Origin of the sequence: Mucilaginibacter polytrichastri, from assembly GCF_001911425.1 — a bacterium.
GTDB lineage: Bacteria > Bacteroidota > Bacteroidia > Sphingobacteriales > Sphingobacteriaceae > Mucilaginibacter > Mucilaginibacter polytrichastri.
Map to the genome: position 1 here is coordinate 1,694,271 of NZ_MPPL01000001.1, position 12,303 is coordinate 1,706,573.

Below are 12,303 nucleotides of genomic sequence, written 5' to 3' on the forward strand. Positions count from 1 at the left end.
TACTGAACTGGTTGATATTCAATTATATATATGAAAATCGGTGCGTAGGGTATAACTGAAAAATGACGCACCGAAATACGCACTTTTTTGTTGATAATTGGTGCATAAATTGGGGATTTGGCACCAAAACAAAAGCCTGCAATCATTTGATTTGCAGGCTTTTAGCTGTTTTTGACAGGGTTATTCGCGGAGAGTTAGGGATTCGAACCCCAGGAACCTTTCACAGTTCAACAGTTTTCAAGACTGCCGCAATCGACCACTCTGCCAACTCTCCGGGCGCAAAAGTACAAATCCATACAGGATTGCCAAATTCTAATTCAACTTTTTTTTGCAATGTTTCTTAGTGTGCTGATAATGAGTAAAAAGGCCTTTATATGAGGCAGGACTGGCTTTTACCAAAAAGCTAAAAAGCGCAAAAGATGTATGTAAATGCGCAACTAAATTAAAATTTAGGATTTTTTTATATTATACATCCTTAAAACCTGGTAATAAAAGCCGTTAGTTGGTGTATAAAGTACAATACCCAGATCCGTTGAACTACCGTTGTTAACCATTGAATTAAAATAATAGCTTAAGATGCTTTAAATGGTTATTTTTGCGCTGTATTTAACGATCTGCCTCCTTTGCGTATATATAGCTGATTAATATATGAATAGCATCCACAATAAAGATATTGGAACAAAACAAAAAGCGCTTGCCATTAATCTTAATCCTCAAATTTATGGCTCGTTTGCCGAAATTGGTGCAGGACAAGATGTTGCAGCAAATTTTTTCAAAGCCGGTGCTTCATCGGGTACCATAGCCAAAACCATGTCGGCTTACGATATGACTTTTTCTGATGCTATTTATGGCGTACAGCAGGTTCGCCGGTATGTAAGCGAATCGCGGTTAATATCCATGCTCGACCATGAATATGGCCTGTTGATAGAGCGTTTGGCCAAACAACGGGGCGATCAAACCACTTTTTTTGCTTTTTCTGATACTATAGCAGCCCTCAATTACAATAAAACCAACGAGGGGCATGGCTGGATGGGCGTACGCTTTCAGCGGGAACCTAACGGGCCATTTAACAATGTGGTGCTTCACGTAAAGTTGCTGGATAACGATAATAATTTGCAGCAGCAGGCAGCTGGTATTTTGGGTGTAAACCTTATTTATGCCTGTTTTTATTACAATGCAGCGCCGCCGGTATTCTTGCTTTCATTAATGGATAACCTGTCAAGAGACCGGATACAGATAGATATGATCCGTTTTGAAGGGCCCGATTTTGATAAAGTGGATAATCGTTTAATGAGCCTTCACCTGGTGAAGTATGGTTTTTCTGACGCGGCTGTTTTTGGCCCTGATGGTAAAAACCTGCAGCCTACAGAAGCCTTGTATAAAAAACATACAGTGGTTATTCGCGGGCGTTTCAGGCCGTTAATTAATGTGCATATGGATATGCTGAACACCGGTGTGAAACAGTTTTTACAGGAGCCGGATGTGGACAGTAAAAACGTGATGGTAATTACCGAGCTTACGCTGCAATCGTTAAAAGAAAGAGACGCAGACCTGAATGCAGATATTGATGAAAAAGATTTCCTGGACAGGGTTGATATCCTGTGTTCGCTGGGGCAAACGGTATTGATCTCAAACTTTCACGAATATTATAAGCTGGTAGCCTATTTATCAAAGATTACCAAGTTAAAACTTGGTGTTGTTTTGGGCTATCCGAATCTGGAATACATATTTACTGAAGAGCATTACCGGGATTTGCCCGGAGGTATCCTGGAGTCATTTGCCACGCTTTTTAGCCGTAAGGTAAAGCTATTTATTTACCCCACTTTGCGTAACGGCACTATCTTTAATTGCCTTAAATTTTCTCCGCCGCCCCATCTGATAGATCTATTCCGTTACCTGATTGCCAATAACAAGATAGAAGATATCAGGCATTACAATGAAAATAACCTGAATGTAGATACCGATAATGTACTGCAACTAATTAAACAAGGCGAAGCCGGTTGGGAAGACTATGTGCCTGCTGAAGTAGCTACGATGATTAAAGAACGGTGCCTGTTTGGTTATGCAGGAGAAACCGCTGTTGCTAACAAAGGTATTACAGCTAATAACATATAATCTTTGCGCTTAAAACTATAATTTGTAAACGAACCGAATAGTATTTACGTTGATATAGCTGCCCTACCAGAAAAGGATTAAATGAAGGAATATATTTTAGGTATTGATATTGGTACCGGAAGCACCAAAGGTGTTGCCTTAAATTTAGATGGTGTTGTAATGGCATCTTCTCAGCATCATTATCCAATATATCAGCCCCATCCTAATTTTAGTGAGCAGGATCCTGAAATGATCTGGCAGGCCTTTGTAAAATGCATTCAGAATATTGTAGGGCAGCTTGGTGATGCACCTGTGGCTGTTAGTTTAAGCAGTGCCATGCACAGCTTAATCCCGGTGAATGAAAAGGGGATACCCTTGAGCCAGATGATTACCTGGGCCGATGTGCGCAGCGAAGAAATAGCCGAAAGGATCAGAAGTTCTGCCGAAGGCGAGGCTATATATAGGCAAACCGGCACGCCAATTCATCCCATGTCGCCTTTATGCAAGCTAATCTGGCTGAGAGAGAATCAGAATGAGCTGTTTGAAGAAACGCATAAATTTATCTCAATCAAGGGGTACATTTGGCACCGTTTGTTTAACCAGTTCGAGACAGACTATTCCATCGCATCTGCAACTGGTTTGTTTGATATAAAAAATCTTTGCTGGAGCGAGGCTGCCTGCCGGTTGGCAGGTATCAGGATTAACCAGCTGGCCGACACATTTAACACCACCTATGTGCGTAAAGGTTTAAATGATGAAAGCGCTACTTTACTGGGTATACCGCAAATAACACCATTTGTAATAGGGGCCAGCGATGGTTGCTGTGCTAATATTGGCAGCTACGTAACAGACCCGGGTACGGCGGCGTTAACCATAGGCACCAGTGGCGCAGTGCGTATTACAGGCCCCGAACCTGTTTATAATTATAAGGCCATGACGTTTAATTACTTACTAAACGAGCATACTTATGTAAGTGGGGGTGCTGTAAATAATGGAGGCATAGCGGTAGACTGGCTATTGAAAAAGTTTTTAAACCAAACCGAGCTGAATGCCGGGAGCTACGATGCTTTATTTAATGCCATAGAAACCATTAAGGCAGGAAGCGATGGCCTCATATTTTTACCTTATTTATATGGCGAAAGGGCACCTATATGGGATGCAAACAGCAGTGGTGCTTATTTAAATATACAGCCCCAGCACGATCAAAATCATTTTTTAAGAGCCGCCCTCGAAGGTATTTGCTATGCCTTAAACGATGTGATCCGCGCGTTGGAAGATACATCAGTCGAAATTAAACAGATTAACATAAGCGGGGGCTTTATTACCTCTTCAACCTGGATGCAGCTTTTGGCTGATATTACCGGTAAAAAATTGATGGTTTTGCAGCTGGAAGATGCATCGGCCATAGGCGCAATATTTTTGGCCATAAATGCGCTTTGGCCGGCAAAGGCACTACCCGTTATTGAAGAGCCTGCTTTAATTACCCCAAATGCTGAAAACCATAAGCTTTATGCCCAAACATTCCCCTTATATAAAAAATTATACGAAGACTTAAAAGGAACTATGCACTTGTTGCATCAGTTAAAATAGCTGTAAAGCTAAAGCTGCATGGCAAACTGGAAGCCAACTGCACCATCCTGGTAAGAAGGCATTAGTATCGCGCTTTTAGTTTGTTTGTTTTTCTTTAGCTCGATAGGAATATCGTTGTTCTTCTCCTTTTTTTCTTTCGAAAACGCATTCCTGATATAAGGATACAGCAGGTAAGCTCCTTTGGTTGACAGGATACCAAAACCGGCCCCTGCAACAACATCGCTAAACCAATGATCCTGGTGATAAATGCGCATAATACCCGTTGTGGTGGCAAATGTATAGCCAATAATACTATATGCTACAGACTTCTCGCTCAACTCCTGCGACATAAACTCGGCCCCTGCAAATGCATTGCCTGTATGCCCTGACGCAAATGATAACCTGTCTGCACCGTTAGGCCTTAAACGATGTGTCGCATTTTTTACTCCAAATAAGCTAAGTGTAAGCATTCCCTGTGCCATTGCATAGATAAGGGTACGGTCAACAAAGGTGTTTTTCCCATGCACGCCTACCAGGTTTAAGCCGTAAACCAAAACAACAGGGGCATATTGAAAGTAGTTTTCCAGGTGGCTTTTGGTAATGATATCATGCTCAACAGCTTCATCATAAACATAATGATCAAAATGCCTTAAAGGATGAATATAAAACGAGCCGATTCCATAGCCGATCATGGCCATAGGAGGTATCAGCGACCGGAATTTACCGTGCAGATGCCTTACCGTATCCGGCGCGGTAAAAAGATCTTTTTTGAGGGTATCAGCAACGTTAACCTTTTTTTTAGTCGTATCTGCGCCTTGCTGTGCATCGGCTTTAAAGGCAATAAACAGTAATAAAATGAAGATGATTTTTTTCAACAGTACAGGTTAAATAATTGTTAAGATATCATCATAACAAAAAACCATTAAAAAAGATTGGACATTTTATTAAAGAAATTTTACTGGTTAATTTTCAGTCAAACATTAAAAATCGGGGCTGAAACTGAACTTTACACCATAAGTAGAAATACCGGGATGATCGAGGTAATTAAACCTCCGGATCATATCCACCCTTATAAATTTAAAGATATTGCCAATACCGGCTCCAGCTTCTATATAAGGTGTTTTACCCAGGGCATAGGTGCCGTTGGCTCCACCCGCAGCTGCCGGAAACTGGTACAGGTTTTTAGCGTAAAGCGGATCGTTCTCGGTACGTAAACCGCCGTATAAGATTTTAAATGACAGGTATTCGCGCCATTTTAAATGCGATATAAGCGGTATTTTATTCAGGAAGAAGCCGTTAAAGCTTTGGGTAAAATTGATGCCTGCATAATGGTCGCTCACAAACTCCAGGTAGTTCATTTGATTATAGGCATCATCGTTGTAAGCTATAGATTGATTGGCCGGGCTGATATTTAACAGCGGGAACGGTACCTTACCGGCTAAATAGCTGCCTACAAACGTTATGTCTGCATAACCCAGCTGCGACATATAAAAACGCTTGTAAATGTTGGCCGTTACATTAGTGTAATTGTATGAGCCGTTAAAAGGCCCTTTAATCCCTTGGTTTATTTGCAGGTTAAAAATAGGATATTTACTATGGATGGTATGGCGCGACTCGGTGCCCTGCAGTATTTTTTCGTGTGGTGCAAACCTTAATCCTACGCTAATTTCGGTAGTAACTAAATGATTTACAAGGGTATTAGCCGCATCGTTATTTTGGAATACCAAGGTACCGGCCGCCTGCTGATCCCAATTTTTTACAGATACATTATAAGAGAAGTGATTCTCAAAATCCTTCACATAATCTACCCTGAAAAATTTGCTGTAGATCCAGTAATCGGTTGTGCCGGAGTGGAATGATGACAGTGCCGCCTGCGAATTATTAATGGTAAAATCCTGCCCCGGTGTAGCTACATCATAAAGGTAACTTACCTTAAAGTAATCATTGGGGAAACGGTAAAAAGGCGTTTTATTTAAAGAAAAATAGGTGGCAAAATCATATTTAAACTTGGTATCCCTGGTGCCAAACGCGGTATAGCCCTGCAGGTAAACCGTGTTATTAAATTGCGGTGTAGTACGCCCGCCAACCTGAAAACGTGAGCCCTCCTGGCTGTTAAATGAGTATAATGCACCTACAGGGCCCGCCTGTACAGCGCCCAGATCGGCATAGCCGCCTACTAAAGTTTTTGCAATCCAGGTTGTCCTTTTATAAGATGGCATGTTTTCCAGCTTTTGCACTTTGGCATAAACCTCATTTTGCTGGCCGGTAAGCGTATCGGTACGGTTATTTTTCCAGTAGGTAGTATCTGCCTGGTTGGGATTAATGTCGGTTTGTAAACTTTTACCCTGGTAAAATGCGGCCGGTTGTGGTGTATTAAACTTGTAATTAGAATAAAACACTGTTCGCTCGCCCAAAATGCTCGTGCCCTTGTTTTTCAAAAGGCCGAAATCTGCCCTGGCAATGCTTTTCTTCAGGTAATAACGGCCGCCTGCATAAGGTTCAAAGTTGAGGTTGATCTTTAAACTGCGCATAAAATTAATATTGATCTGCTTGTTTACATTCAACTCGCATGCTGCAACAGCGTAATGGCCATCGAGCGTTACGGTTATCTTCCCCTCAAAAAGCAGGTCGCCTTTGGTGCGGGGGGTAAAACTAAGTTCAACTAATTTTTGGTTGCCAACTTGTATCGTATCGGTAATAAAGAATTTGTAAAAGTCTGGTGCGTGGTCTGCAATGGGGCTCAGAAACTGGTTACTGATAATGAAGATATTATTGGTGTATATATCAATATTATTCCCATACATCCGGTTCAGATAGATGCCTAAACCGGTTGTATCTATAAATTTAATGATGTTGACACCCTTCTCTGCGTTTAGGATCTGGATGCTTTTAGACGGACTTTTACGATAATAATACTTCGATAATTTTTCGTTAAAATAAACCGGAACGGAGGTCTTTTTTTGCCCGTTTATGATTTGGGTAGTATCCATCATAAATTGATACTTGCGAAAAAATGCGCTATTGATAAATGCCTTTGGCATGTCAAACATGGATAACCCGAGGCGCTCATACTGGTCGTATTGCAGGTAATCGGTGCTTTCCATCCGGTTTTGTGCCTTGTGTTCAATCACCTGCTGAATAAGCTCTACAGCGGGGTTGTCTTTATTTCTGTATCGTTTACTTTTCCCCGAAACTATTTTTACCTCTTTAAGTTGGGTCTGGCTTTTTTCCAGGCGGATCTTTAAATCATTGGGCTGCCCCGGCGTAATTACTTTTACTACAGGCTGATAACCCATAGATGAAAACGAGATGCGGTAAAAGGGCAGGGGAGCATTTAAGGTAAAATTCCCGTGGTCGTCTGTATTGGTTCCGTATTTACTCCCGCTGAAAGAAACACTGATAAAAGAAAGGGGGTGGCCTGATGTTGCATCAATAACCTGCCCTGTTACACGGGTACTAATTTGTTTATATGGCAAGTTTTTATGGCCCGAGTCTGTTGTGTGCTTTAAACTATCCTGCGTTAAGCTGTCTTTTTTTACTGCCGGGGTATTTTGCTGTTGGGCAGTGCTGCATAAAGGAAATAATATGAAGAGTAGGTAACTGAATTTTAAAAAATTCTTAAAGGATAAAAACTGACATGTTATCTTCCTTACAGAAGATAATTTTATAAGGCAATTCAAAAAAATAAGTAACAAATTGAATTAGTAATTAAGTATCAAAAAATAAAATTAAGTATCTATTTAACCATCTAACCAGTTTAATGTGTGTATAATGTACAAAATAAACTTCAATTCTGGATTGTTTCTGAACAATCTAATTTTATACTGTTATTAAAAGATATTAAAACGATCAAATATGCAATAATGATGTACTTGATAATAGCTTAATTACTAACACAGTGACATAGTGATTTAAGTTATTAACTTACTATATGGATTTTAGTATAAATTAATCAATTCGAAACTATTTTGTTTATGATCGCTAATTAGTGATTACAAGCATCGTTAACTATAAATACGTTTGTCGTTGGTATACTGTAACAAATTATAAGTGTTTTAGCATCCATCATCCCCCAATAAAAATAAAATACCGATACTTATCTTATGTTTACGTATAGTGTTGATTCAAGAATAATAAAAGGTATGTACAAAAGATTTTTTTTGTTGTTTTTTACGGTTATTTTACTGGGATGTAAAGTTGCATCCAGTGCAGCTTTGCCTGTAATTGATAGTGGCGATGTACTGCCGGATGCAAAACAAAGCGTTGTGTTGAAAAGTGTAGCCGAAATGGTTTCGAGGTACAATTACAAAAAGGTTGAACTGAACGATTCGATCTCAGGGGTAATTTATAACCGCTACCTCAAATCTCTGGATGGAAACCACAACTATTTTCTGGCATCTGATATCAAAAGCTTCGAGCCTTATAAAACTTTGCTAGATGATGATATCAAAGCGGGTAACCTGGAACATGTGTTTTTGATGTTTAACGTTTATAAAAAACGATACAAGGAGCATATTAATTACGCTTTGGCGCAGTTAAATAAAAACTTCGATTTTAATGAAAATGATATTTTTGTTTACGACAGGGATAGCCTGCCGTTTATTGCTTCGCAGGCAGAAATGGATAACCAATGGGCTCAGCGCGTTAAGTATGATCTGCTTAACTTAAAGCTGGCCAGCACAGATATGGCCAAAAATAAGGCAACGTTGAAAAAACGTTATGAAAACTTGTTAAGCCAGTCGGCCAAATTGGTTAGTACCGATGTAATGCAGGTTTTTATGGCTGCACTTACCAATGCTATTGATCCGCACACTAATTATTTTAACCCGGCTAGTGCAGCTGCATTTAATATCGATATGTCGCGTTCGCTGGAGGGCATAGGTGCTACACTGGCTTCAGAGAATGAGTACATTACCATTAAAGCGCTTACGGCCGGCGGCCCCGCTATTAAAAGCCAGCAGGTTGATATTGGCGACAGGATTATAGCCGTAGCCCAAGGTAAAACCGGGGAGTTTCAGGAAATTATTGGCTGGCGCAATGATAATGCAGTTACCCTTATCCGCGGTGCTAAAGGTACCATTGTTAGGCTGAAATTATTGCCAAAAGGTAAAAATGCGTCTGATAAATCCAAAATTGTAGAGCTGGTTCGTGATAAGATCATTCTGCAGGATCAATCGGTTAAAAAAGAGATCCGCACTTACAATCAAAATGGCAAAACGGTTAAGATAGGCATCATCAATGTACCGGCCTTTTACCTGGATTTTAACGCCTACAAAGCAGGCGACCCTAATTATAAAAGTACCACCAGGGATGTAAAGCTGATACTGGATACACTGAAAAACGATAAGGTTGATGGCGTGGTAATGGACCTTCGCCAAAATGGTGGCGGCTCATTGGTAGAAGCGGTAAGCCTTACCGGCCTGTTTATAAAAACCGGGCCCGTAGTGCAGGTGCGCGACACCCGCGATAAGGTACAGGTTGACGATGATGAAGACCCTTCAATTTCATGGACCGGGCCTATGGCTGTACTGGTTGACAGGTTTAGTGCCTCGGCATCAGAAATTTTCTCCGGAGCTATACAAGATTACGGCAGGGGGCTAATTATTGGTACACAAACTTATGGTAAGGGCACTGTACAGCAGGTTTACGATTTGGATCAGATTATAAATCCCGCAATTAAAGAAATGCTAACCAGCCTTGCCAATAAAAATGGAATAAAGCCGGTGGGCAATACTTCTAAATTTGGGCAGCTTAACCTTACGGTAGCTAAATTTTACCGCATCAGCGGTGGTTCAACGCAACATAAGGGCGTAACCCCTGATATTATCTTTCCGGCGATTATTCCTCTGGATAAATATGGCGAAGATACGGAGCCATCTGCCCTGCCTTACGACATGATTAAACCCAGCACTTACACTAAAATTGACGACTTTAGTACCGTAATACCGCAGCTGCGCAAATTGCACGAAGCCCGTATGGTTACCAACCCCAGCTATCAGTATTTATCGGCTGATATTGCTGATTTTAAAAAGCGTGAAGGTGAAAAAAGTACAACCCTTAACGAGGATAAGCTGAAACAGCAACGCGATGCCGACGAAGCAAAATTATTAGAACGTAATAATTTGCGCCGGGTGGCTTTAGGCCTGCCCCCTTTAAAGAAAGGCGAAACCAGGGCTAAGAATGAAGACCTGGATTTTCTGAAATTAGAAGCCGGCCAGATATTAACTGACTATATTGGACTTAATAAGGCCAATTAAATTAGTTCAACAAATAGTTTTTAAGCTAAAACTGCAAAAAAGGGCCGTCATTTGATAGCCCTTTTACCTTAAAAATACCTATGAATAATTCTGCCTGGGACCATATAATTCATCAGTTTGATTTGCCATTAAGCAATCCTGTGCTCATTTTTTCTCTTATACTTTTTATCATTCTGCTTGCCCCGGTTTTAATGGGTAAAATTAAGGTACCCGGCATTGTCGGGTTTATTTTAGCAGGCATTATTGTAGGGCCGTATGGTTTTAACCTGCTTAAAAAAAATTCGGCAATCGAGCTTTTTTCTACTATAGGCCTATTGTACATCATGTTTATTGCAGGTATAGAGCTCGACCTTGCCGAGTTTAAAAAAACTAAGCATAAAAGTTTTGTTTTTGGTTTTCTTACTTTCTCTATTCCCATACTAATAGGTTTTCCCGTTTGTTATTATCTGCTGGGCTATTCTATGCTTACATCGGTACTTACGGCCAGTATGTTTGCCACGCATACTTTGGTTGCATATCCTATTGTAAGCAGGTACGGTATTTCGAGGACTGAGGCAGTGGCGATTACGGTAGGGGGGACAATTTTAACAGATACAGCGGTACTCATTATCCTTGCTGTAATTATGGGGGCTAAAAACGGAGGTTTAACAACAGCCTTCTGGGTGCAGCTTATCCTGTCACTTATGGTGTTCACCATTATTATGTTTTTGATTGTGCCGCGTATAGCCAGGTGGTTTTTCACTAAGTTGGAAAGCGAAAAAACATCACATTATGTTTTTGTATTAGCCGTTGTATTTTTTTCTGCGTTTTTGGCCCAGCTGGCTGGGGTAGAGCCTATTATCGGTGCATTTGTGGCCGGGCTTGCGCTAAATAAACTCATCCCGCATTCATCCATGCTGATGAACCGGATAGAGTTTGTTGGTAACGCCATTTTTATTCCATTTTTCCTGATCAGCGTAGGTATGCTGGTTGATTTGCGGGTACTTTTTAGAGGGCCCGAAGCTGTTATCGTGGCCGCAAGTTTAACTGCGGTTGCATTGGCCGGTAAATGGTTATCTGCATGGTTTACACAAATGCTGTTCAAATATTCGGGCATTCAGCGCAATCTTATTTTTGGCTTAAGCAGTGCCCATGCAGCCGCCACTTTAGCTATTATTTTGGTGGGTTATAAGGCCGGCATTATTGACGATAATACCCTAAATGGCACTATTATTTTAATACTAGTTACCTGTGTGGTGGCATCACTTGCTGTAGAAGGGGCTAGCAAAAAAATGGTATTATAAGACAATAATAAAGATGGTGAAGTGTTACATGAAAGTGAATCCGAAAGTACACTAAAATAATTTGCTTGTTTTTATTTTAAAATCATCCGGTATACATTATTTATACCAGTGTAATCTAAAAATAAAATAGTGTCGATAATTGCTTGCTATATTTGCCGATATTAACCAATCCTGCACCAGTGCATTTACCAGTTTATAAATCATAATTATGAAACAGAAAATTTCTATGAATGATATTGCCCAGGATTTAAACGTATCTATCACCACGATATCGTTTATCCTGAACGGCAAGGCAAAAGAAATGCGGATAAGCGACAAGCTTACCAAAAAGGTGCTTGATTATATTGAAGAAAAAAACTACAATCCCAATGCTTTAGCGCAAAGCCTCCGTACCGGCAAATCAAAAATAATAGGGCTGGTTGTTGAGGATATTGCCGATGCTTTTTTTGCAAGTGTTGCCCGGTTAATAGAAGAACGCGCTTATAAAAAGGGCTACAAAATTATTTATTGCAGTACAGAAGATAACCCGAAAAAGACGATCGAACTGATCCGGATGTTTAAAAGTCGCAGTGTAGATGGCTACATTATTACCCCACCCAAGGGTATAGAATCTGAGCTTAAGTTTATGCGTAATGATAGCCTGCCTTTTGTACTCTTCGACAGGTATTTTCCCGACCTGGATACAGATTATGTAGGTATCGATAACCTGGAAGGTTCAAAAATGGCCATTCGCCACCTGGTTGCCCAGGGATTTAAAAATATTGCCTTTGTAACCCTCGATTCTGACCAAACCCAAATGCAGGACCGCATGAACGGTTATCGCTTAGCCATAAAGGAGGGGGGCGTTAAAGATTATGTACTGGAAATTAAGTTTACCTCTAAACCCGAAAAAGCGGTACAGCTGATCACTAATTTCTTAACCAAGCACAAGGAGATTGATTCGGTACTCTTTGCCACCAATTACCTGGCGTTACAGGGCTTCGCAGCACTTAATAAGTTAAAATTAAAAATACCGGAAGATATTGCCGTTATCGGGTTTGACGATCATGCTTTTTTTGAAGTTTTTAACCCGCCAATAACTGCCGTTGCCCAGCCAATGA

General features: G+C 40.5%; 7 protein-coding genes and 1 tRNA gene. 5 read left to right on the top strand and 3 right to left on the bottom strand.

Annotated elements, in window-relative coordinates; translation table 11 throughout:
• Positions 1–187: 187 nt before the first annotated feature.
• Positions 188–274, bottom strand: a tRNA-Ser gene (locus tag RG47T_RS07315).
• 374 nt (positions 275–648) lie between these two features.
• Here RG47T_RS07315 and RG47T_RS07320 point away from each other — a divergent pair.
• Positions 649–2,115: a nicotinate-nucleotide adenylyltransferase gene (locus tag RG47T_RS07320; RefSeq protein WP_074488815.1), complete on the top strand. Its 1,467-nt coding sequence runs from the start codon at positions 649–651 to the stop codon at positions 2,113–2,115.
• An 81-nt stretch (positions 2,116–2,196) separates the two neighbouring features.
• On the top strand, positions 2,197–3,684 hold the full coding sequence (locus RG47T_RS07325) for a gluconokinase (protein WP_074488816.1): 1,488 nt from the start codon (positions 2,197–2,199) through the stop codon (positions 3,682–3,684).
• An 8-nt stretch (positions 3,685–3,692) separates the two neighbouring features.
• Here RG47T_RS07325 and RG47T_RS07330 read toward each other — a convergent pair whose 3' ends face one another.
• Together RG47T_RS07330 and RG47T_RS07335 are read right to left on the bottom strand one after the other, a co-directional pair.
• The gene (locus RG47T_RS07330; protein ID WP_083627327.1) at positions 3,693–4,538 is read right to left on the bottom strand and encodes a phosphatase PAP2 family protein; all 846 of its coding nucleotides are present in this window, start codon (positions 4,536–4,538) and stop codon (positions 3,693–3,695) included.
• Positions 4,539–4,643: 105 nt separating this feature from the next.
• Positions 4,644–7,139, bottom strand: coding sequence for a DUF5686 and carboxypeptidase-like regulatory domain-containing protein (locus RG47T_RS07335; RefSeq protein WP_074493219.1), 2,496 nt, complete (start codon positions 7,137–7,139; stop codon positions 4,644–4,646).
• Between the two features lie 666 nt (positions 7,140–7,805).
• Between RG47T_RS07335 and RG47T_RS07340 the strand changes: the two genes are divergently transcribed.
• The 3 genes from RG47T_RS07340 to RG47T_RS07350 all read left to right on the top strand — a co-directional run.
• On the top strand, positions 7,806–9,920 hold the full coding sequence (locus RG47T_RS07340; protein WP_074488818.1) for a carboxy terminal-processing peptidase: 2,115 nt from the start codon (positions 7,806–7,808) through the stop codon (positions 9,918–9,920).
• A gap of 80 nt (positions 9,921–10,000) precedes the next feature.
• Positions 10,001–11,203 carry a cation:proton antiporter gene (locus RG47T_RS07345; protein WP_074488819.1) on the top strand — a complete coding sequence of 401 codons (1,203 nt, stop codon included), beginning with the start codon at positions 10,001–10,003 and terminating at the stop codon, positions 11,201–11,203.
• Positions 11,204–11,411: 208 nt separating this feature from the next.
• Positions 11,412–12,303: LacI family DNA-binding transcriptional regulator (locus tag RG47T_RS07350; RefSeq protein ID WP_253187501.1), on the top strand; the 892-nt coding region annotated here is incomplete at its 3' end.